General features: G+C 71.3%; 17 protein-coding genes. 7 read left to right on the top strand and 10 right to left on the bottom strand.

All coding sequences use genetic code 11. The features are described 5' to 3' along the window. Positions 1–56: 56 nt before the first annotated feature. The 7 genes from ACIBU0_RS39875 to ACIBU0_RS39845 form a co-directional block, all read right to left on the bottom strand. Positions 57–866, bottom strand: coding sequence for a siderophore-interacting protein (locus tag ACIBU0_RS39875; RefSeq protein ID WP_398828624.1), 810 nt, complete (start codon positions 864–866; stop codon positions 57–59). Positions 867–975: 109 nt separating this feature from the next. After that, entirely contained in the window at positions 976–2022 is a 1047-nt protein-coding gene (locus ACIBU0_RS39870) for an ABC transporter substrate-binding protein (RefSeq protein ID WP_398828621.1), read from the bottom strand. A gap of 108 nt (positions 2023–2130) precedes the next feature. Continuing rightward, positions 2131–4122 (bottom strand): glycosyltransferase, encoded by a 1992-nt coding sequence (locus tag ACIBU0_RS39865; RefSeq protein ID WP_398828714.1) that lies wholly within the window; start codon positions 4120–4122, stop codon positions 2131–2133. A gap of 259 nt (positions 4123–4381) precedes the next feature. After that, positions 4382–5542 carry an acyl-CoA dehydrogenase family protein gene (locus ACIBU0_RS39860; protein WP_398828618.1) on the bottom strand — a complete coding sequence of 387 codons (1161 nt, stop codon included), beginning with the start codon at positions 5540–5542 and terminating at the stop codon, positions 4382–4384. 6 nt (positions 5543–5548) lie between these two features. Beyond that, a complete protein-coding gene (locus tag ACIBU0_RS39855) occupies positions 5549–6496 on the bottom strand; it encodes a hydroxymethylglutaryl-CoA lyase (protein ID WP_398828615.1) in 948 nt (315 codons plus the stop codon). Beyond that, positions 6493–8436, bottom strand: coding sequence for an acetyl/propionyl/methylcrotonyl-CoA carboxylase subunit alpha (locus ACIBU0_RS39850; protein WP_398828613.1), 1944 nt, complete (start codon positions 8434–8436; stop codon positions 6493–6495). The genes ACIBU0_RS39855 and ACIBU0_RS39850 overlap by 4 nt, the downstream gene beginning before the upstream one ends. A gap of 14 nt (positions 8437–8450) precedes the next feature. Next, on the bottom strand, positions 8451–10067 hold the full coding sequence (locus ACIBU0_RS39845) for a carboxyl transferase domain-containing protein (protein WP_398828611.1): 1617 nt from the start codon (positions 10065–10067) through the stop codon (positions 8451–8453). A gap of 96 nt (positions 10068–10163) precedes the next feature. Between ACIBU0_RS39845 and ACIBU0_RS39840 the strand changes: the two genes are divergently transcribed. From ACIBU0_RS39840 to tesB, 4 genes are all read left to right on the top strand, one after another. Beyond that, the gene (locus tag ACIBU0_RS39840) at positions 10164–10760 is read left to right on the top strand and encodes a TetR/AcrR family transcriptional regulator (RefSeq protein ID WP_398828609.1); all 597 of its coding nucleotides are present in this window, start codon (positions 10164–10166) and stop codon (positions 10758–10760) included. Between the two features lie 43 nt (positions 10761–10803). Further along, positions 10804–11298 (top strand): pyridoxamine 5'-phosphate oxidase family protein, encoded by a 495-nt coding sequence (locus tag ACIBU0_RS39835; protein WP_398828606.1) that lies wholly within the window; start codon positions 10804–10806, stop codon positions 11296–11298. A gap of 102 nt (positions 11299–11400) precedes the next feature. Beyond that, entirely contained in the window at positions 11401–12558 is a 1158-nt protein-coding gene (locus ACIBU0_RS39830; protein ID WP_398828603.1) for an acyl-CoA dehydrogenase family protein, read from the top strand. Positions 12559–12602: 44 nt separating this feature from the next. Continuing rightward, a complete protein-coding gene (tesB, locus tag ACIBU0_RS39825) occupies positions 12603–13469 on the top strand; it encodes an acyl-CoA thioesterase II (protein WP_398828601.1) in 867 nt (288 codons plus the stop codon). 38 nt (positions 13470–13507) lie between these two features. Here tesB and ACIBU0_RS39820 read toward each other — a convergent pair whose 3' ends face one another. From ACIBU0_RS39820 to ACIBU0_RS39810, 3 genes are all read right to left on the bottom strand, one after another. Beyond that, positions 13508–14197: a DedA family protein gene (locus ACIBU0_RS39820; protein WP_398828599.1), complete on the bottom strand. Its 690-nt coding sequence runs from the start codon at positions 14195–14197 to the stop codon at positions 13508–13510. 44 nt (positions 14198–14241) lie between these two features. After that, complete coding sequence (locus ACIBU0_RS39815; protein ID WP_398828597.1) at positions 14242–15030, bottom strand: phosphatase; 789 nt, start codon at positions 15028–15030, stop codon at positions 14242–14244. A gap of 62 nt (positions 15031–15092) precedes the next feature. Beyond that, positions 15093–16835, bottom strand: coding sequence for a helix-turn-helix domain-containing protein (locus ACIBU0_RS39810; RefSeq protein ID WP_398828595.1), 1743 nt, complete (start codon positions 16833–16835; stop codon positions 15093–15095). A 121-nt stretch (positions 16836–16956) separates the two neighbouring features. Here ACIBU0_RS39810 and ACIBU0_RS39805 point away from each other — a divergent pair, with 121 nt between their 5' ends. From ACIBU0_RS39805 to ACIBU0_RS39795, 3 genes are read left to right on the top strand one after another with little or no spacing between them, the layout of a single operon-like run. After that, positions 16957–18417: a sodium:solute symporter gene (locus ACIBU0_RS39805; RefSeq protein WP_398828592.1), complete on the top strand. Its 1461-nt coding sequence runs from the start codon at positions 16957–16959 to the stop codon at positions 18415–18417. Positions 18418–18474: 57 nt separating this feature from the next. Then, entirely contained in the window at positions 18475–19455 is a 981-nt protein-coding gene (gene speB / locus ACIBU0_RS39800; protein ID WP_398828590.1) for an agmatinase, read from the top strand. Next, positions 19452–21140, top strand: coding sequence for a thiamine pyrophosphate-binding protein (locus ACIBU0_RS39795; RefSeq protein ID WP_398828588.1), 1689 nt, complete (start codon positions 19452–19454; stop codon positions 21138–21140). The genes speB and ACIBU0_RS39795 overlap by 4 nt, the downstream gene beginning before the upstream one ends. Positions 21141–21144 lie beyond the last annotated feature (4 nt).

Genomic DNA, 21144 nt, shown 5'->3' with positions numbered 1-21144 from the left:
AACCGGGATAAGGGTAGCCTCGACCGTGACCGTGATCACTACGGTCCCGGTGGTGACTACTCGGCGGCGCGCAGCTGTTCTTCGGTCATCCCGTGCCGCCAGTAGCCCACGAAGGTCACGCGGCGCCGGTCGATCCCGCGTTCGCCGACGAAGTGCCTGCGCAGTGCCTTCACTTGACCCGACTCCCCGGCGATCCAGACGTACGGGCGTTCCGCGCCGGGGAGGCGTGTGGCACGGATCGCGTCCAGACCGTCCTCCCGCACGAGCCAGGTGATCTCGGCGTCCGCCTCGCTCATCAGGTCCTGAATGCCCCCGGCGTCGCGCACCTCCAGCCAGACCCGGGCGCGGATGCCTGCGGGCAGGGACTCGAGAATGGCGGACACGGCGGGTACGGCGGTCTCGTCGCCCCAGATCACCACCAGGCCGGTGTCCTCCGGAGGCCGGAACCTGATGGCACGGTTGTCGGCGATCGCGGGCCCGAGCAGCAGGACGCGGTCTCCGGGGCCGGCTTGGGAGGCCCAGCGGGAGGCGGGACCGGTCGGGGTGTGCAGGACGAAGTCGATGTCGATCTCGTCGGGGTTCCGGCGGAGCGAGCGGAGGGTGTACGACCGCATGACGGCCCGCACGTCGTCGGGGAGTTCGCGCCAGCCCTGCCACCAGCCGTCACCGAGTTCGAGGGGGACCCGGGGCTCGGTCTGGCCGGGGTGGGGGAGGAAGAGTGACAGGCTCTGGTCGCGCCCGTCTGAGTGGAAGGCATGCAGATCGGGCCCACTGAAGGTGACCCGGACCATGGACGGACCGAGTTGCCTCGTCCGTACAACCTGCAGCGAGAAGAAGCGGAACGGAGCGGCAACGGCCGTAGTCATGGGGGTAACTCCTGAATCGACGTCAGGTATGCCTGCTCAGGGGCGCGGGGAACTGCGCGACCAGCCGCAGCTGACCCGCAGTCGCCCCACCACCTCGAGCGGCTCTTTCTCAGGCGACCTTCTTGGCCTTCTCGATGGCCTCGGCGAGGCTCGTAAGAAGCGGCGTGCACTTGTCGTAAGACAGAATCGGCTCCGGCGACCGGGCGATGACCTGCCCCGCCTTCACCGCAGGCAGCTTCTTCCAGGTCGCCTCGGTGATGTCGGCCGGCTGAATCGTCGAGGAGCGGTCGTCCATCATGATGATGTCGGCCGGGTACTTGTCGACGTTCTCCCAGCTCAGCGACTCGAACCAGCCGCCACCCTGCTTCTTGGCGCTCTCCGGCGGCTCGACGAAGTTCACACCGAGCGCCTTGAAGTACTCCAGGTCGATGGAGAGGTTGGTGCCGGAGACGTAGAACAGGTCCTGGCTGGCGGAACCGGCCATCACCTTGATCTCGGGGCGGGCCTTGGCCGCCTTGCGCAGCCGCTCGGCCGCCGCCTCGAAGTCCTTCTTGGACTGGACGACCTTGTCGGCCTTCATGTCCGCGCCGAGGGACTCGGCCAGCTCCCACATCCGCTCCAGCGGCTTGGTCAGCTGGCGGTCGTAGACGGAGACGGCGACGCTCGGGGCGAGCTTGGCGATCTTGTCCTTGGACGCCTCGGGGACGTACCACAGGGTGCCGGCGCTGTCGAAGGTCGTGGAGATGAGGACCTCGGGGGCGAACGCCGCGTACTGCTCGACGTTGAACTGGTCCCAGACGTTGCCGAAGACCGTCAGCTTGCTGACGTCCATGTCGCCGGCCTGGACGTCGGCCTTGCCGTCCTGTGTCTTGGTGGGGCCGAAGACGCCCTTGATGTCGATGCCGTAGTCGTGGAGGGCGGCGGCGACACCGACGAAGGCGACGATCTTCGTCGGGACCTTGCCGAGCTTCACGGTGGTGCCGCGGTCGTCCTTGAACGTCCAGGGGCCGGACTTGGCAGCAGTCGTGGCCTCGCCGGTGCCCTCGCTTTTCGCGTCGTCGTCTCCGCAGGCCGCGAGCACGGCCCCGAGGCCGAGGGCGCCGCCCGCGGCGAGGATGCCGCGGCGGGTGAGGTGGGTGGCTCTGGCGTTGGGCATGAGTACGCTGCTTTCGAACAGGGCGGATCACCCGCCGGACAATTCGAAGATAGGTTAGCCTAACCTCAGCTGATGTCCAGGGGTGGGATCTCTCCCGCCCTCGCCCGGTCAGGGCCTGACGCGCCGAGCCACCGCCCTGACCAGGTCGGTCCTGGCTACGAGCAGCGCGAAGCCGTTCTTGCCGCCCGAGGCGGGCTTGGCGTACCAGGGCAGGGCGCGGCGGCGCCACTTCGCCGCGGTGAGGTTGGCGGGGAGCGCCGGGAGGGCCAGCGCCCAGTCGCCGAGCCGGAGTTCGCCGCGCCAGGTGCCGGCGGGGAGTCCGGTGACGGGGACGCGTACGGCAAAAGTGCTGCCGGTCATCGCAACGGGGAAGGCGGCGCTGTCTCCCCGGTCGTTGCGGAGGACCACCGTGAGCGTGCCCTCGGGGTGGGCCGCGAGGGTGCAGCGGCCGGTGAACTCCAGCTCGGCAGGGGCGTCGGAGGCCCACCGGACCGCGTCGTCCAGACCGAGACGGGGCAGTACGGCGTGCTTGCGCTCGCCGAGGTCGAGCGTGAAGTTGCCGTGCGGGTGGGTGGTGTAGAGCGTGACCGCCCGCGGACCCCCGATCGTGTCCACGATGTGCGTGGCGGCCTCGCCGGACACTTCGCCGGCCCGCTTGCTGCCGATGCGGACCTCCCGGGTGATGCCCTGGGCGCCGATGGCGAGGGAGATGTCCCACAGGCCGTCCGGAAGCGGGCCGCCGTCGGCGGCCGTGGTGATGTCGACGGCGGCTTCGAAGCCGGCCTGCTCGTAGGTGTAGTGGCCCTGGTCCTCGTCGGCGCCGAGTCCCGGCGTCGCGGTGTGCGTGACCGGCAGCCGGAACTCCGCCTTGCTGTCACGCTCGCGCAGGACGAGGCCGGTGGTGACGTCTTCGGTGGCGATCCGGTGGAGACAGCCGTGCCCGGCGAGGTGCAGCGTGGTGCCGCGCAGCTCGGCGCGGGTGACCCGGTGGCGTACTCCGAGCTGTGCCGTGACGTCGTAGCAGCTGTCGGGGACGGCACGGTCGGGATCGCGGAGGAAGGGGTAACGGGCGAGGGCGCGGCCGCCGTCGACGAGGACAGGGGTGGACACGCCGGTCCGGGCGAGTTCCCTCTCGAACCGCACGAGTGCGAGGAGCTCGTCGAGCATCTGATGCCGTACGAGATGCAGCCGCAGCCGGGCCATCGCCGACAGCCGGTCGTTCAGGCCCTCGTGCCACAGCGGTTCGATGGTCTCGGCGAGACGGGCGAGGGCCTTCTCCTGCTCGACACGGGGTTCGCGCATCAGGTGGTCGAGGAGCTGCCGCACCTCGACGGTGAGGTGCCGGTGCGCCAGGTGGTCGCGGCCGGGGCCGGGCGGCACGTTCTCCAGGAGCAGGTCGATCATGTACGGCAGAAAGCGCAGCCGGGGCTCCGTACCCTTGGTGCGCACGGTCGTGTTGCCCCCGTCGTCCCGCAGGGTGCAGAACAGACAGTCGTAGTCGGCGATCACGGAGATCCCCGACGCGTGCAGATAGGCCAGAGCCGTGAAGGGCTGGTCCTCACCGATGGGCAGGCCGGTCGGGAAACGCAGCCCGTGCCGCTCCAGCAACGCGCGGCGGAACAGCTTCAGCGGGTTGAGGGCCCAGTAGACGCGGGAGTTGAAGACATCGGTCTTCGGCTGATTGCGGCGGAACATCGACTGCGGCAGGCCGCGCCCGCCGACGCCCACCATCTTGCCCAGCACGATGTCGGTGCCGTTCTTCTCGGCCGCCGCCACCATCCGTTCCAGCGCCTCGGTCCCGAGGTAGTCGTCGGCGTCCAGGAAGAAGACGAACTCCCCCCGTGCGTGCCCGAGTCCGACGTTGCGGGGTGCGGACGGGCCGCCGGAGTTCTCCTGCTCGAAGATCTTGATCAACCCGGGATACACACGGGCCAGGCGTTCGAGTTCCTCGGCCGTCCCGTCGGTCGAGCCGTCGTTGACGACGATGATCTCCAGCTCGTCCCGGCCGATGCTCTGCTCGGCGGCAGACGTGATGCAACGCGTCAGATAAGGCATCGCATTGTAGGCGGCGACAATCACCGAAACGGCCGGGGCAGCCATCGTCACGCTCTCCAACGAATACGGGGCACGCCCCGTATGTGGATGGCATGGATATCGGCTGTGAAGGTGCCGCAGGGCGCCATTTTTCGGGAGGAAAGTGCCGCAGGGAATGTGAAGATAGCATGAGCCGACTGTGCCCATGGCATGACCGCCCTGTGTGAGGGCGGGCTCAGGTCTCCAGGTCAGCGCGGGTGCCGGGGGTGGAGGGGCGGGAACCGTGCGCCCCTCCGCCGCTTCCGTATGGCGACGTGGGCGGGGGTCAGCCCACCAGCCCCAGCTCCCGCGCGATCAGCATCCGCTGTACCTCGCTCGTGCCCTCGCCGATCTCCAGGATCTTGGAGTCCCGCCACATGCGGGCGACCGGATACTCGTTCATGAAGCCGTAGCCGCCGTGGATCTGGGTCGCGTCGCGGGCGTTGTCGACGGCGATCGTCGACGAGTAGAGCTTGGCCAGGGCCGCCTCCTTCTTGAAGGGTTCCCCGGCCACGAGACGCGATGCCGCGTCCCGCCAGGCAAGGCGGGCCGTGTGGGCCTTCATCTCCATGTCGGCGATCTTGAACTGGATGGCCTGGTTGGCGCCGATGGGGCGGCCGAAGGCGTGGCGTTCCTTGGCGTACTTGACCGACTCGTCGACACAGCCCTGGGCCAGGCCCGTCGCCAGCGCCGCGATGGCGATGCGGCCCTCGTCCAGGATGCGCAGGAACTGGGCGTAGCCGCGGCCCTCCTCGCCGAGGAGGTTGGCGGCCGGGACCCGGACGTCGGCGAAGGACAGCTCGCGGGTGTCGGAGGCGTTCCAGCCGACCTTGGAGTACGGGGCGGCGACGGTGAAGCCGGGGGTGCCGGACGGGACGATGATCGCGGAGATGCGCGGCCTGCCGTCGGGCCCCCGGCCGGTGACCGCCGTGACCGTGACCAGGCCCGTGATGTCCGTGCCCGAGTTGGTGATGAAGCACTTGGTGCCGTTGATCACCCATTCGTTCGTGTCGGGGTCCAGGCGGGCCGTCGTCCGGGTCGCGCCCGCGTCCGAGCCGCCGTCCGGCTCGGTGAGGCCGAAGGCGCCCAGGATCTCGCCGGAGCACAGCCGCGGCAGCCACTGCCGCTTCTGCTCCTCCGTGCCGAAGAGATGGATCGGCATGGCGCCGAGCGAGACGCCCGCCTCCAGGGTGATGGCGACCGAGGAGTCCACGCGGGCCAGTTCCTCCAGCGCCACGCCGAGAGCCAGGTAGTCGCCGCCCATGCCGCCGTGCTCCTCCGGGAACGGCAGGCCGAACAGGCCCATGCGGCCCATCTCCCGCACGATCTCGTACGGGAACTCGTGATGCTCGTAATACTCGCCGATCTTCGGCGCCACGACATCGTGGGCGAACTCCTCCACCGTGCGGCGGAGTTCCTCCAGTTCAGGGGAGAGACGGTGGTCCATGGCTGTTCAGCGCTCCTTGTGGGAGAGGGCTCGGACGGTGCGGGACGGGCTGGGTCGGCCCAGTTGTTCGGCCATCCACGCGCTCGTGGCGACGAGGCGGTCGAGGTCGACTCCGGTGTGGATGCCAAGGCCCCGCAGCATCCACACGAGGTCTTCGGTGGCGAGGTTGCCGGTGGCGGACTTGGCGTACGGGCAGCCGCCGAGGCCTCCGGCGGAGGCGTCGACGGTCGTGACGCCGTGTTCCAGGGCGGCGTAGGTGTTGGCGAGCGCCTGGCCGTAGGTGTCGTGGAAGTGGACGCCCAGCGTTTCCACGGCAACGCCCTGTTCCACGAGGGCCGTCAGCAGCTGCCGCACATGGCCCGGCGTCGCCACTCCGATCGTGTCGCCCAGGCTCAGCTCGTCGCAGCCCATGTCCAGCAGCGCCCGGCAGACCTTCACCACCTGCGCGGCCGGGACCGAGCCCTCCCACGGGTCGCCGAAGCACATCGACAGATAGCCGCGCACGTGCACGTCCGCGGCCTTCGCCCGGGCCACGACCGGCTCGAACATCGCGAGCGCCTCGTCGACCGTGCGGTTGAGGTTGGCCTTGGCGAAGGACTCGGTGGCGCTGGCGAACACGGCGACGCGCCGGGCGCCGAGGGCGAGCGCACGGTCCAGTCCGCGCTCGTTGGGGACGAGGACGGGAAGGTCCACGGGGAGGTCGGCGACCTGCGGGAACAGCTGCTCGGCGTCGGCGAGTTGGGGCACCCACTTGGGATGGACGAAGCTCGTCGCCTCGATCGTCGTCAGCCCCGCGCCGGCGAGGCGGCGGATGAACTCCGCCTTGACGTCGGTCGGGACCGTGCCCTTCTCGTTCTGCAGGCCGTCGCGTGCGCCGACCTCGTGGACGCGCACGCGGGCGGGCAGTCCCGGCGCCGGTACGACCATCGGCAGGCCGAGTTCCGGAGTGCTCATTGCGCCACCTCCTCGTGGGGTGTGATCACCGCGAGCACCTGGTCCATGGCGACCGTCGTGCCGGGCGAGACGTCGAGGCCGGTGACCGTGCCGGCGTGCGGGGCGGAGATGACGTGCTCCATCTTCATCGCCTCCACCACCAGCAGGCTCTGCCCCGCCGTCACCTCGTCCCCGACGGCGACCTTCACCACCGTGACCGTCCCCGGCATGGGCGCGGTGAGGGAGTCGGCACCCGAGTGGGCCGAGCGGGTCAGGGACGCGGCGACCGGGTCGTGGTCGCGGACGTGCCAGGCGTCGCCGTCGCGGCCGAGCCAGGTGCCGTCCGGCAGGGCGGCGAGGTGGAAGGTGTGGCGGACGCCGTCGAGGGTGACGGACACCTGGTCGTCCGTGACGGCGGCGGAGCCGCGCGGGACGTACTCCACCGGGTCCTGCACGCGCAGGTGGAAGCCGACGGGCTTCGCCGCACCGCCGAGCCGCCAGCCGCTCGGCACCGAGAACGGGTCCGTCCAGCCGCCGCCCTTCGGCCGCAGCGCCTCCAGCCGTACGGCCGCTGCGGCCTCGTAGACCTCGTCGGGTACGTCCGTGGAGACCAGGTCGTCCACCACCCGCTCGACCAGCCCCGTGTCCAACTCGCCCGCAACCACCGCCGGATGCGCGAGCAGCCGCCGCAGGAACCCGGCGTTCGTCTGCACCCCCAGCGTGACCGTCCCGGCGAGCGCCGCCCGCAGCTTCCGGATCGCCGTCTCCCGGTCCGGCCCGTACGCGATCACCTTGGACAGCATCGGGTCGTACAGCGAGCCGACCTCCGTGCCCTCGCTCAGCCCGGAGTCGGTGCGGATGCCGTCGCCCTGGGGTTCATGGAGCTCGAGGACCGTGCCGCCCGAGGGGAGGAACCCGCGCGCGGGGTCTTCGGCGCAGACGCGGGCCTCGATGGCGTGACCGGTCAGCCGGACGTCGTCCTGCCCGAAGGCGAGCGACTCACCCGCCGCCACCCGCAGCTGCCACTCCACCAGGTCCAGCCCCGTGATCAGCTCGGTGACCGGGTGCTCCACCTGGAGGCGGGTGTTCATCTCCATGAAGTAGTACGACGACGGGTCCCCGCCCGGCACGATGAACTCCACCGTGCCCGCGCCCCGGTAGCCGCACGAGCGGGCCGCCTGGACCGCCGCCTCGCCCATCGACGCGCGCGTGGCCTCGTCGAGGAGCACGCTCGGCGCCTCCTCGATGATCTTCTGGTGCCGCCGCTGCAGGGAGCACTCGCGCTCGCCGAGGTGAACGACATGGCCGTGGCCGTCGGCCAGGACCTGGATCTCGATGTGCCGAGGGCGGTCGACCCACCGCTCGACGAGGAGGGTGTCGTCACCGAAGGAGGCGCGGGCCTCGCGGCGGGCGGCGGCGATCTCGTCCGCCAGCCGCGCCGGGTCCCGCACCAGCCGCATGCCCTTGCCGCCACCGCCGGCGGAGGGCTTGAGGAGAACGGGGGTGCCGATCTCCCGGGCTGCCTCGGCGAGTTGGGCGTCGGTCAGGCCGCTGCCGCTCGACCCCGGCACGACCGGAACCCCGGCCGCCTTCACCGTCTCCTTCGCGCGGATCTTGTCGCCCATCAGGGAGATGGCGTCGGCGGTCGGCCCGATGAAGACGAGCCCGGCGTCGGCGCACGCGCGCGCGAATCCGGCGTTCTCGGCGAGGAAGCCGTAGCCGGGGTGGACGGCCTGCGCGCCGGTACGCGCGGCGGCCTCCAGGATCCGCTCCACGGACAGATAGCTCTCGGCCGCCGGCGCCGGACCGATCCGTACCGCGGTGTCGGCCTCCCGGACGTGCCGGGCGTCGGCGTCCGCGTCGGAGAAGACGGCCACGGAGCGGACGCCCATCGAGCGGAGCGTACGGATGACCCGTACGGCGATCTCGCCGCGGTTGGCCACGAGCACTGTGTCAAACATGGGTTCCGTCCCCCTCACATCCGGAAGACGCCGAACTGGGGCTCACCCAGTGGCGCGTTGGCACAGGCGGTCAGGGCGAGGCCCAGCACCTGCCGGGTCTCCAGCGGGTCGATGACCCCGTCGTCCCAGAGCCGGGCGGTGGCGTAGTAGGCGTTGCCCTGGCGCTCGTACTGCTCGCGGACGGGCGCCTTGAAGGCCTCCTCGTCCTCCGCCGGCCAGGACTCGCCGCGCGCCTCGATCTGGTCCCGCTTGACCGTCGCGAGGACGGAGGCCGCCTGTTCGCCGCCCATGACGGAGATCTTGGCGTTGGGCCACATCCACAGGAAGCGGGGGGAGTAGGCCCGGCCGCACATCGAGTAGTTGCCCGCGCCGTACGACCCGCCGACCACGACCGTCAGCTTCGGCACGCGCGTGCACGCCACCGCCGTCACCATCTTGGCGCCGTGCTTGGCGATGCCGCCCGCCTCGTAGTCCTTGCCGACCATGAAGCCGGAGATGTTCTGCAGGAAGACCAGCGGGATGCCGCGCTGGTCGCACAGCTCGATGAAGTGGGCGCCCTTCTGGGCCGACTCGGAGAACAGGATGCCGTTGTTGGCGACGATGCCGACCGGGTGGCCGTGGATGCGGGCGAAGCCGGTGACGAGGGTCTGGCCGAACTCGGCCTTGAACTCCGCGAAACGGGAGCCGTCGGCCACGCGCGCGATGATCTCGCGTACGTCGTAGGGGGTGCGGGAGTCGACGGGGACGGCGCCGTAGAGGCCGTAGGGATCGACCTTGGGTTCAGTGGCGGGCCGGACCTCCCACGGCAGGGGCCCGCGCGCGGGGAGCGTGGCGACGATGTTCCGGACGATCCGCAGCGCGTGCGCGTCGTCCTCCGCGAGATGGTCGGTGACACCCGACACGCGCGCGTGGACGTCACCGCCGCCGAGCTCCTCGGCCGTGACGACCTCACCGGTGGCGGCCTTCACCAGCGGGGGACCGCCGAGGAAGATCGTGCCCTGGTTGCGGACGATGACGGCCTCGTCGCTCATGGCGGGGACGTAGGCGCCACCGGCCGTGCACGAGCCGAGCACGGCGGCGATCTGCGGGATCCCGGCCCCCGACATGCGGGCCTGGTTGTAGAAGATCCGCCCGAAGTGCTCGCGGTCCGGGAACACCTCGTCCTGCATCGGCAGGAAGGCGCCGCCGGAGTCGACGAGGTAGAGACACGGCAGCCGGTTCTCCAGGGCCACCTCCTGCGCGCGCAGGTGCTTCTTCACGGTCATCGGGTAGTACGTGCCGCCCTTGACCGTGGCGTCATTGGCGACGATCACGCACTCGCGCCCGCTGACCCGCCCGATCCCCGCGATGACACCGGCCGCCGGGGCCTGGCCGTCGTACAGGCCGTCGGCGGCGAGGGGAGCCAGCTCCAGGAAGGGGGAGCCGGGGTCGAGGAGGGTGTCGACGCGGTCCCTGGGCAGCAGCTTGCCGCGCGCGGTGTGCCGGGCGCGCGCCTTCTCCCCGCCGCCCAGCCGGGCGGCGGCGAGCTTGCCGCGCAGCTCCTCCGCGAGCGCCCGATGGGCCTCCTCGTTGGCCCGCCAGGCTTCCGACGCGGGATCTGCCGCGCTGTGAAGCTCCGGTGCCTCGTGCATCCTGCTGTCCCCTCACCAGTGGTCCACCAGTTAATGAGCGTTAACACGTTTCCTTCAGGTTAACGATCGCTAACCTCCCTGTCTAGAATTGCTTCCATGGCCACCAGAACCGACGCCCCGACCCGCCGCGAACAGATCCTCAAGGAGGCCGCGCGGCTCTTCGCCGAGCGCGGTTTCCACGGCGTCGGTGTCGACGAGATAGGCGCCGCCGTGGGCATCAGCGGCCCCGGTCTCTACCGGCACTTCGCCGGCAAGGACGCGATGCTCGCCGAGCTGCTGGTCGGCATCAGCGGCCAGCTGCTGACGGGGGCGAAGCGGCGCCTCGCGGAGGCCGACGGGGTGCCGCCGGAGGCGGTCCTGGACTCGCTCATCGAGGGCCACATCGACTTCGCCCTCGACGACCGTCCCCTCATCACCCTGCACGACCGCGAGCTGGACCGCCTCCGCGACAGCGACCGCAAGCTCGTACGACAGCTCCAGCGGCAGTACGTCGAGCTGTGGGTGGAGGTGGTCCGCAAGGTGTACCCGGAGCTCACGGAGCCGACGGCCCGCTCGGCGGTGCACTCGGTGTTCGGGCTGCTGAACTCGACGCCGCATCTGGGGCGGCCGGGGTCGCTGCCGGGGCGGGGGGCGACGGCGGAGCTGCTGCACCGGATGGCGCGGGGGGCGTTCGGGGCGGCGGGGATCGGGTAGGGCGCCGACCGGATGACATGACGGAACGCACCGAGGGGGATGCATGGCCGGGGACACCCGTAGTGCCGCGCGGGCGATCATCGACGGCAACATGTACATGGTGCTGGCCACGGTGGGCCCCGACGGCGCCCCCTGGGCCGCGCCGGTCTTCTACTCCACCGCGGACGGCCGGGACCTCTACTGGGTCTCGTCCCCCGAGGTCACGCACTCCCGCAACCTCGCGCACGAGCCGCGGGTCGGCATCGTCATCCACGACTCCCGCGCTCCGGTCGGTACCGCGAGCCCGCGTGCGCTGTACCTGACCGCCACGGCGGCGGAGCTGGACGGGGACGACGCGCTGGAGGGCCTGAGGGTCATCCCGGGCCCCGCAGGCCGCGGTGGCCGCGCGCTCGCTCCGGAAGAGATCCGCGCGCCCTCGCCCTGGCGGGTGTACCGCGCCCGGGTCACCGCGTACTCGATGATCTGCCCGCGTGAGGCGGGGCAGCCCTGTGCCGAGCACGGGCTGGACTACGAGCACAGGAGTGACGTACGGCTCTGAGCGTGACGAGCGTTACGGACCTTGACCTCTGGACGCCTGTGGATACTCGCCGGTACGGTTGAGTGAGCAAGCGCTTAGACATGTACCGGTGGAGGTGGCGGCGTGCGCCGTACTGTGTTCAACGAGGACCATGAGGCGTTCCGGGAGACCATCCGCGCCTTCATCGAGGCCGAGGTCGTCCCGGTCTACGACGAGTGGTTCGCGGCCGGCCAGGCGCCGCGCGACTTCTACTACAAGCTCGCCGAGCTCGGCGTCTTCGGCATCCGTGTCGACGAGGAGTACGGCGGCGCCGGCATCGACTCGTACAAGTTCGAAGCCGTCATGTACGAGGAGACCGCCCGCGCGGGCGTCCAGTTCGGCGGCTCCGGCGTGCACGTGCTGCTCGGCCTGCCGTACATCAAGATGCTCGCCACCGACGAGCAGAAGAAGCGGTACCTGCCGAAGTTCGTCTCCGGTGAGGAGATGTGGGCCCTCGCGATGACCGAGCCGGGCACCGGCTCCGACCTCGCGGGCATGAAGACCACCGCCAAGCTCTCCGAGGACGGCACGCACTACATCCTCAACGGCGCCAAGACCTTCATCACCGGTGGCGTGCACGCCGACCGCGTGATCGTCTGCGCCCGCACCGCCGCCCCGACGGCCGAGGACCGCCGCCACGGCATCTCCCTGTTCGCCGTGGACACCAAGGCCGAGGGCTACTCCGTCGGCCGCAAGCTGGACAAGCTGGGCCTGAAGACCTCCGACACCGCCGAGCTGGCGTTCGTCGACGTGAAGGTCCCGGTCGAGGACCTCCTCGGCGAGGAGAACAAGGGCTTCTACTACCTCGGCCACAACCTGGCCTCCGAGCGCTGGGGCATCGCCTTCGGCGCCTACGCCCAGGCCAAGGCCGCCGTCCGGTTCGCCAAGCAGTACGTCCAGGAGCGCACCGTCTTCGGCAAGCCGGTCGCCCACTTCCAGAACACCAAGTTCGAGCTGGCCGCCTGCCAGGCCGAGGTCGACGCGGCCGAGGCCGTCGCCGACCGCACCCTGGAGGCCCTCGACGCGGGCGAGCTGACCCCCGCCGAGGCCGCGTCCGCCAAGCTGTTCTGCACCGAGGTCGCCCACCGCGTGATCGACCGCTGCCTCCAGCTGCACGGTGGCTACGGCTTCATGAACGAGTACCCGATCGCCCGCCTGTACGCGGACAACCGCGTCAACCGGATCTACGGCGGCACCAGCGAGATCATGAAGACGATCATCGCCAAGGACATGGGCCTGTAGGTCCGCCAACCCCAGGAGATGACTGGCGGGTACAACTGTCTGCCATGAGCCAGGCACTACAGGATCTCCTCGATCTGCTCGACCTCGAGCAGATCGAGGAGGACATCTTTCGCGGCCAGTCCCGGTCCGCCGTCGTCCCGCGCGTCTTCGGCGGGCAGGTCGCGGCCCAGGCGCTGGTCGCCGCCGGGCGTACGGTCCCGGACGACCGGCACGCCCACTCCCTCCATGCGTACTTCCTGCGCATGGGCGACCCGGGCGCGCCCATCGTCTACACCGTCGAGCGCATCCGCGACGGCCGCTCCTTCACCACCCGCCGCGTGGTGGCGGTCCAGCACGGCAGGCCGATCTTCTCCCTCTCGGCGTCCTTCCAGGCGTACGAGGAGGGCCTCGACCACCAGACCCCGATGCCGCCCGCGCCCGACCCGGCCACGCTGCCCACCTCCCAGGAGCGGCTGCGCGGCTACGACCACATCGCACCCGAGATCATCGAGAGGTTCCTCGAGGCTCGCCAGGCGGTCGACCTGCGCTACGTCGAGGAGCCGCCGTACGGCAAGTTCGGCGAGCCGCGCGAGCCGCACTCGCAGGTCTGGTTCCGCACCAACGGCAAACTCGCCGACGACCCGCTCCTCCATGTCGTCCTCGCCACCTACGTCTCCGACATGACGCTCCTCGACTCGGTCCTGCTCGCGCACGGCCGGGGCGGCTGGGCGGTCGGCGACGTGGTCGGGGCCTCGCTGGACCACGCGATGTGGTTCCACCGCCCGTTCCGCGCGGACGAGTGGCTCCTGTACGACCAGGAGTCGCCGTCGGCGTACGGGGGCCGGGGGCTCGGGCAGGCGCGGATCTACACGCAGGACGGGCGGCTGGCGGTGTCGGTGATCCAGGAAGGTGTGGTGCGGGTACCCCGGTGACCGGGGCCCGTCGGGTGCAGGCGAGGTGACCTCGCTGCTCACCGTGCCTCTTGCCGCTGCCGTGCCTCTTGGCGCTGCTCCGGCTGCTGCCGCTCCCGCGCCGACCGCGAGAGCCGTAGGCCGATGAATCCCAGGACCACCACGGCCACGGCCACCGCAATGACCTTGGAATAGAGCCCCACCAGGTCGCTGACCTCGTGCCAGCGGGCGCCGAGGGCGTAACCGGCGGCTATGAAGGCGGTGTTCCATATGAGGCTGCCCGCTGTGGTGAGGGCGAGGAACACGGGGAGCCGCATGCGTTCGACTCCGGCCGGTATCGAGATCAGGCTGCGGAAGACGGGCACGAAGCGGCCGAAGAACACGGCCTTGGTACCGTGCCGGACGAACCACGCCTCGGTCCGTTCCACGTCCGCGATCTTCACCAGGGGCAGCCGCGCCGCCACCGCGATCAGCCGGTCGCGGCCGAAGAGCGCGCCGAGCAGATACAGGGCCAGTGCGCCCGCCACCGAACCCGCCGTCGTCCAGGCGACGGCGGCCACGACGTCCATGCGGCCCTGGCTCGCCGTGAACCCGGCCAGCGGCAGGATCACCTCGCTGGGCAGCGGCGGGAACAAGTTCTCCAGGGCGATGGCCAGTCCGGCGCCCGGACCGCCCAGCTTCTCCATCAGATCGGCGGCCCAGCCGGCGACTCCGCCGACGGGTACCTCGGACGTGGCAGCAATGATCACGCCCGCCACTTTACCGAGTCTTGACCTAAAGGCGGCATGAGCGCCTAGGCCAGCCCTGCCTCCGCCAGCAGGAACGCCGTCATCGCGTCGTAGTACCGAGGGCTCACCACATGGTCGTCGAGCGGGACCACCACCTGCACGGTCCCCTCCGCCTCCGCGAGGAACAGCGCCGGGTCGTTGCAGTCCGCGTACCCGACGGAGTCGACCCCGTGCTGCCCTGCGTACCCCGCCCAGCCGTGGTCGGCCACGACCAGGTCCGGCAGGGGGCGTCCCTCGCGCTGGAGCCCCGTCAGGATGGCCTTCATCGGGTCGCCGGAGTGGGTGTGCCAGAGGGTGGCGCCGTGCTCCAGGACCGCGACGTCCGCGAACTGCATGACGTACCCCTCGTCCGTCTGCAGGCCGTCCGGGATGACGACGATCTCGCAGCCGGCCGTGCGCAGTGCGGCAGCGGTCGCGCGGTGGACGTCGAGCAGGCCGCCCGGGTGACCGGTGGCGAACAGGACGCGCTGCCGGCCCTCCGCCGCCTTGCGCAGCCGGCCCGCCATCCGCTCCAGCGCGGCCACCGTCAGCTCGGGGTCGATGGTGTCCTGCCCGTGGCGGTACTCCGGGTCGTCGTTCACGCCGACGCGCTCCGCCATCACCGCGAGCACGTCCTGCTCGTCGGTCCAGCGGTCACCGAGCTCCAGGCCGAGCCAGTAGTGGCGGTCGCCGTTCGCCAGCTTGCGGTAGTGGGAGAGGTTGTTCTCGCGGGGAGTGGCGACGTCGCCCGCGATACGGGTTCTGACGAGGTGGTCGACGAGCTCGGCGCGGCTGGGTGTCCCGGGTATCGGCATGGTCCCCATTGTGAGGCAGACAACTGAGGGAACGGCCGAGTCCGGGGCGCGTGCGACGCGCGTCACTGTGCGGTCGACCGCCCACTGCCGGGCAGTTCGGCATGGCGCAGGGCGAACCACAACTCCATGCGGACGTCCGGGTCGTCCAGGTCCGTGCCGAGGAGCGCCGCGCACCGGGCGATCCGCTGGCGGACGGTGTTGCGGTGCACGGACAGGGCGACGGCCGTGCGGTCCCAACTGCCGTGCAGGGAGAGCCAGGTGCGCAGGGTCTCGGTGAGGGGGGACGCCAAGGGCGCGAGCAGGGCGCGGGCGTGGGCCTCCGCCTCGTCGGGGGAGAGCAGGTCGGCGAGGGCCGGGCGGTGGGTGCCGTGCCGGAACAGGGGCGTGCGGGTGGCTCTCGCCCGGGACAGGGCCCGGGCCGCCTGGGCGTCGGCGGCCGGCCAGTCCGGTGCCGTCGCGGGGGCGCTGACGCCCAGGGTCCAGCCGGGCTGCGGGGACGGTTCGCGGTCCGCCGGGACGAGGACGCGTACGACGTCCCGCGTCAGGTCGACCAGCGGCGACCCGAGGGCCGCGCCCAGCGCCGAGGCCGCCACCGCGTCGCAGGGCTGGGCGTCGGGCCGGCCGTGCACCACGAGCCAGTCGCCGTCGCCCAGCAGCGGGGCCACCGCCTGCGGCTCGGCGCCCAGCAGCAGCCGTACGAGCGCCGAGGACCGGGCCGCTCCCGAGCCGCTCTGGTGCTCGCCGGTGAGCAGGGACAGCAGCACGGCGGCGACGGAGGCGATGGTGTGGTCCCCGGGCTCGCGCCGCGGGACGGCGACCCCGAGGACGAAGCCGTGCCCGGCGCCGAGGGCGTAGGCGGCGAGGTGGGTGCCGGAGGGGGTGGTGTCGGTGGCGGAGGTGGGGGCGGGGCGGTTGGCGGTGGCAGCGGCATGGGCGCGGACGGTACCGGCGGTCACAGTCGGGTGGGAGAGGCGGTCGGCGTCCGCCTGCCGATCTGCCGCAGCCGGGGCCGTGCCCGCTCCGTCCCTTGGGTGAGCCGCACTCGGCGCCGTGCCCGTCTCGGTCTGTGGCGCCGGTCCGCCTCGCGGGCGATCCGCACCCGACGTCGTAGCCGCCGCCTCGGCCTCCGGCACCGTCCCACCCCGCGGGCGACCCGTACCTGTCGGCCGCACCACCTCCGCCAGCCCCCGCAACGCCCCGCGTCCCTCCCCCGCGGGCGCCCGCCCCGCCTCCCCGATCACCGCGCCCTCCGGCCCGTACAGCACCGCCCACCCCCCGACCCGCTGCGCCAGCTGCCGCAGTACGGCCCGGACCGGGTCGGGGCGCGAGGCGGCTGCCGCCAGGCTCTGCTGGGCCTCCGTCACGCGGCGCAGTTCGGCGAGGCGGGCCTGGGCCATCAGCTGCCAGACCGCGCGGGCCACGCCGGAGAAGGTGGTCTGCGGCGGGACCTCCAGGAGCGGGAGCTCGTACGCCTCGCACGCCGCCACCAGGGCGCGCGGCACCGTGTCGTGGACGGGAGCGAGCCCGAAGCCGAGGGCCGCGCCGCCCGCCGCCACGATCCGGGAGACGTAGTCGTCGAAGTAGGTGCCCGAGCCCGTGGCCTCGGGGATGTGCACCCCGGCCGTCAGCAGCAGCTCCCCGCCCAGCAGATACGGGTACGGGTCGGCCATCTCCGAGGTGTGCGCCCAGTGGATCACGATGCCGGGGTCGGACGGGCCGGCGATCTGGCGCAGGGCCAGGTCCTCCCGGGCCAGCAGCGCGGAGAGCGGGACCGGTGGGGTGGGGGGAACTGTCGGTTCCGGCATGTGTGCACTCCCTCCATGCAGCTGCCCGCAGATGGATGAAACGTACACTTCGCAGTCGCTTTCCAGCCACCTAGTGTCGACCCACGTCACCCGCCGGCGAGACCGAGCGAAGGAGGGCCTTGTGGCCATCGACTACACCGTGATCGTCGTCTACCTGGCCGGAATGCTGGCCATGGGCTGGTGGGGCATGCGCCGCGCCAAGTCCAAGAGCGAGTTCCTGGTCGCCGGGCGCCGGCTCGGCCCCGCGATGTACTCCGGCACCATGGCGGCGATCGTCCTCGGCGGCGCCTCCACCATCGGCGGTGTCGGGCTCGGCTATCAGTACGGGCTCTCCGGCGCCTGGATGGTGGTCACCATCGGGCTCGGACTGCTCGCCCTGTCCGTCTTCTTCTCCGCCCGCATCGCCCGCCTCAAGGTCTACACCGTCTCCGAGATGCTCGACCTGCGCTACGGCGGCCGGGCCGGCGTCATCTCCGGTGTCGTCATGTGGGCGTACACCCTCATGCTCGCGGTCACGTCGACCATCGCGTACGCCACGATCTTCGACGTCCTCTTCGACATGAACCGCACCCTCGCGATCGTCCTCGGCGGCTCGATCGTCGTCGCCTACTCGACGCTCGGCGGCATGTGGTCCATCACCCTCACCGACATGGTGCAGTTCGTGGTGAAGACGGTGGGTGTGCTCCTGCTGCTCCTGCCCATCGCCGTCGTCAAGGCCGGCGGGTTCAGCGAGATGAAGGCCGAGCTGCCGACCGAGTACTTCGACCCGCTGGGCATCGGCGGCGAGACGATCTTCACGTACGTCCTCATCTACACCTTCGGCATGCTCATCGGCCAGGACATCTGGCAGCGCGTGTTCACCGCGCGCAGCGACAGGACCGCCAAGTGGGGCGGCACGGTCGCCGGCACCTACTGTCTGGCCTACGCCGTCGCCGGTGCCGTCATCGGTACGGCCGCCCGGGTGCTCTACCCGAAGCTCGGCAGTGCGGACGACGCCTTCGCGACCATCGTCAAGGACGAACTCCCCGTCGGCGTGCGGGGGTTGGTGCTGGCCGCCGCCCTCGCCGCGGTGATGTCCACCTCCTCCGGCGCGCTCATCGCCTGCGCGACCGTCGCCAACAACGACATCTGGTCGCGGCTGCGGGGAGCCGTACGAGCGGACGCGGAAGCGCACGACGAGGTCAAGGGCAACCGCGCCTTCATCCTCCTCATGGGCCTCGCCGTCATCGGTACGGCCATCGCGCTGAACAACGTCGTCGAGGCGCTGACCGTCGCCTACAACCTGCTCGTCGGCGGACTGCTCGTGCCGATCCTGGGCGGGCTGCTGTGGCGGCGCGGAACCGTGCAGGGCGCGCTCGCCTCGGTCGTCGTCGGCGGTGTGGCGGTGATCACCCTGATGGCGACCCACGGCATTCTCGCCAACGAGCCCGTCTACTACGGCCTGCTGTCTTCCCTCGCCGCGTACATCGCCGTCTCCTTGATGACGAGGCCGACCGACGCGGCCGTTCTCGCCGCCTGGCGTGAGCGCCTCGCCGGGCGGGCTCCCGAACTCGTGTCCGAACCAGTGCCGGCTCCCCAGTAGAGTCGTAGGAGCAAAACCCGCATACGCGACGAAGCGTAGGAAAGAAGGCATTTCACGATGACTGGCAACGAGACGCCCCGCGGCCCCGTCGACTCCTCCCGCATCCCGCGGTACGCCGGACCCGCGACCTTCGCCCGGCTCCCGCGCCTGGACGAGGTCGGCCGCGCCGATGTCGCCGTGGTCGGCGTGCCGTTCGACTCGGGCGTCTCGTACCGGCCGGGCGCCCGCTTCGGCGGCAACGCCATCCGCGAGGCGTCCCGGCTGCTGCGCCCGTACAACCCGGCGCAGGACGCGTCCCCGTTCGCGCTGGCGCAGGTGGCGGACGGCGGCGACATCGCGGTGAACCCGTTCAACATCAACGAGGCCGTGGAGACCGTCGAGGCGGCCGCGGACGAACTGCTGGGCACGGGCGCCCGCCTGATGACCCTCGGCGGCGACCACACCATCGCGCTCCCGCTGCTGCGCTCGGTCGCCAAGCAGCACGGCCCGGTCGCCCTGCTCCACTTCGACGCCCACCTCGACACCTGGGACACCTACTTCGGCGCCGAGTACACGCACGGCACGCCCTTCCGGCGCGCGGTGGAGGAGGGCATCCTCGACACCTCCGCCCTCTCCCACGTCGGCATCCGCGGCCCGCTGTACGGCAAGCAGGACCTGACCGACGACGAGAAGATGGGCTTCGGCATCGTCACCTCGGCGGACGTCTACCGCCGCGGCGCCGACGAGGTCGCCGACCAGCTGCGCCAGCGCATCGGCGACCGGCCCCTCTACATCTCCATCGACATCGACTGCCTCGACCCGGCCCACGCGCCCGGCACCGGCACCCCCGAGGCGGGCGGCATGACCTCGCGCGAGCTGCTGGAGATCCTGCGGGGCCTGGCGTCCTGCAACCTGGTCTCGGCCGACGTCGTCGAGGTGGCGCCCGCGTACGATCACGCCGAGATCACGTCGGTGGCCGCGTCCCACACGGCGTACGAACTGACCACGATCATGTCCCGCCAGATCGCGGCGGCCCGGAAGGACTCGGAAGCCAAGTGACTCACGACCACGACCTGGTGCTCCGCCCGACTCAGGCGCAGATCGCTGCCGCCCTGAATCCCCCCGCCGGCCGCACCGGCGGAGACCTGGTCGTGGAGACGCTGGCCGGGCTCGGCGCGACGACGGTGTTCGGGCTGCCCGGCCAGCACGCGCTGGGCATGTTCGACGCGCTGCGGCGGTCCGACCTGCGGTACATCGGTCTGCGGGTGGAGAACAACGCCGGGTTCGCCGCGGACGCGTACGGCCGGATCACGGGCGAGGCGGCGCCGCTGCTGCTGTCGACCGGGCCGGGGGCGCTGACCTCGCTGGCCGCGCTCCAGGAGGCGGCCGCGGCCTCGGCGCCGGTGCTGGCGATCAGCAGTCAGATCCCGTCGGCCGGGCTGGGCGGCGGCCGGCACGGCTATCTCCACGAACTCCCGGACCAGTCGGCCTCGTTCAGGGGCGTGGTGAAGTCGGTCCACACCGTCCGCGCCCAGTCCCAGATCCCCTCCGCGATCGAGGCGGCCTGGAAGTCGGCGCTGACGGCCCCGCACGGCCCGGTGTGGGTGGAGATCCCGCAGGACGTCCTCCTGGCCGAGACGTCGATCCCGGTGGTGACGGGCGGCGACGCCTTCCCCGAGGAGCTGCCGCCGCGCCCCGAACTGACCGCGGTGGCGGCTCACTTGCTGTCCGGCGCCGCTCGCCCGGCGATCATCGCGGGTGGGGGAGTGGTACGGGCGGACGCGTCCGGCAAGCTGAAGCAGCTGGCGGAGCGGCTCCAGGCACCGGTCGTCACGACCCCCGGCGGCAAGGGCGCGTTTCCCTGGACGCACCCGCTGTCGCTGCAGTCCTGGATCGAGGACCGGTACACGACGGACTTCCTGGAGGACGCGGACGTCGTGCTCGTGGTCGGCTCGGGCCTCGGCGAACTCTCCTCCAACTACCACACGTTCAAGCCCCGGGGCCGGGTCATCCAGATCGAGGCGGACCTCGGCAAGCTGGAGTCCAACCATCCGGCGCTCGGCATCCACGCGGATGCGCGCCTCGCCCTGCAGGCGCTGCTGGAGACGGTGCCGGAGCGGGAGGACGCGACGGCGCCGGAGCGCGTACGGGAGGTCCTCGCGAAGGTCGCCGACCGCATCGCGTCCCAGGAACTGACCCTGGAACAGGAGGTGCTGGCGTCCGTACGGCGGGCCCTCCCCGCCGACTCCCCGTCCTTCTGGGACATGACCATCCTGGCCTACTGGGCCTGGTCGGCCTTCGACGCCAAGGGCCCCAACCTCCTGCACTCCGCCCAGGGCGCCGGCGGCCTCGGCTACGGCTACCCGGCGGCCCTCGGCGCGGCGGCCGCGGACCCGACGCGCCCGGTGCTCGCCGTGTCCGGCGACGGAGGCGCCCTGTACTCGATCGCCGAGCTCGCGACGGCCCGCCAGTACGACCTGAACGTCACCTGGCTCATCGTCGACGACGGTGGCTACGGCATCCTGCGCGAGTACATGACGGACGCCTTCGGCGAGGCGACGGCGACCGAGCTGACGCGGCCGGACTATGTGGCGCTGGCCGAGTCGTTCGGGGTCTCCGGGGTCCGTACGACCCCGGAGACGCTGGAGGCAGACCTGGCGAAGGCGCTTCAGACGCCCGGCCCGTCGGTGGTCGTCCTCCCCGCTGTACTGCGGATGTTCGCGCCGACGCACCTCACGATGTGAAGCC

The sequence above is a fragment of the Streptomyces sp. NPDC049627 genome, assembly GCF_044465645.1.
Lineage (GTDB): Bacteria > Actinomycetota > Actinomycetes > Streptomycetales > Streptomycetaceae > Streptomyces.
The sequence above is the reverse complement of the archived record's forward strand: the minus strand, read 5'-3'. Positions and strand labels throughout refer to the sequence as shown.

What these genes read in the sequence shown, in the direction of transcription:
- ACIBU0_RS39875 (WP_398828624.1), bottom strand. Translation starts at nt 866, where the DNA reads ATGACTACGGCCGTTGCCGCTCCGTTCCGCTTCTTCTCGCTGCAGGTT.
- ACIBU0_RS39870 (WP_398828621.1), bottom strand. Translation starts at nt 2,022, where the DNA reads ATGCCCAACGCCAGAGCCACCCACCTCACCCGCCGCGGCATCCTCGCC.
- ACIBU0_RS39865 (WP_398828714.1), bottom strand. Translation starts at nt 4,122, where the DNA reads ATGGCTGCCCCGGCCGTTTCGGTGATTGTCGCCGCCTACAATGCGATG.
- ACIBU0_RS39860 (WP_398828618.1), bottom strand. Translation starts at nt 5,542, where the DNA reads ATGGACCACCGTCTCTCCCCTGAACTGGAGGAACTCCGCCGCACGGTG.
- ACIBU0_RS39855 (WP_398828615.1), bottom strand. Translation starts at nt 6,496, where the DNA reads ATGAGCACTCCGGAACTCGGCCTGCCGATGGTCGTACCGGCGCCGGGA.
- ACIBU0_RS39850 (WP_398828613.1), bottom strand. Translation starts at nt 8,436, where the DNA reads ATGTTTGACACAGTGCTCGTGGCCAACCGCGGCGAGATCGCCGTACGG.
- ACIBU0_RS39845 (WP_398828611.1), bottom strand. Translation starts at nt 10,067, where the DNA reads ATGCACGAGGCACCGGAGCTTCACAGCGCGGCAGATCCCGCGTCGGAA.
- ACIBU0_RS39840 (WP_398828609.1), top strand. Translation starts at nt 10,164, where the DNA reads ATGGCCACCAGAACCGACGCCCCGACCCGCCGCGAACAGATCCTCAAG.
- ACIBU0_RS39835 (WP_398828606.1), top strand. Translation starts at nt 10,804, where the DNA reads ATGGCCGGGGACACCCGTAGTGCCGCGCGGGCGATCATCGACGGCAAC.
- tesB (WP_398828601.1), top strand. Translation starts at nt 12,603, where the DNA reads ATGAGCCAGGCACTACAGGATCTCCTCGATCTGCTCGACCTCGAGCAG.
- ACIBU0_RS39815 (WP_398828597.1), bottom strand. Translation starts at nt 15,030, where the DNA reads ATGCCGATACCCGGGACACCCAGCCGCGCCGAGCTCGTCGACCACCTC.
- ACIBU0_RS39810 (WP_398828595.1), bottom strand. Translation starts at nt 16,835, where the DNA reads ATGCCGGAACCGACAGTTCCCCCCACCCCACCGGTCCCGCTCTCCGCG.
- speB (WP_398828590.1), top strand. Translation starts at nt 18,475, where the DNA reads ATGACTGGCAACGAGACGCCCCGCGGCCCCGTCGACTCCTCCCGCATC.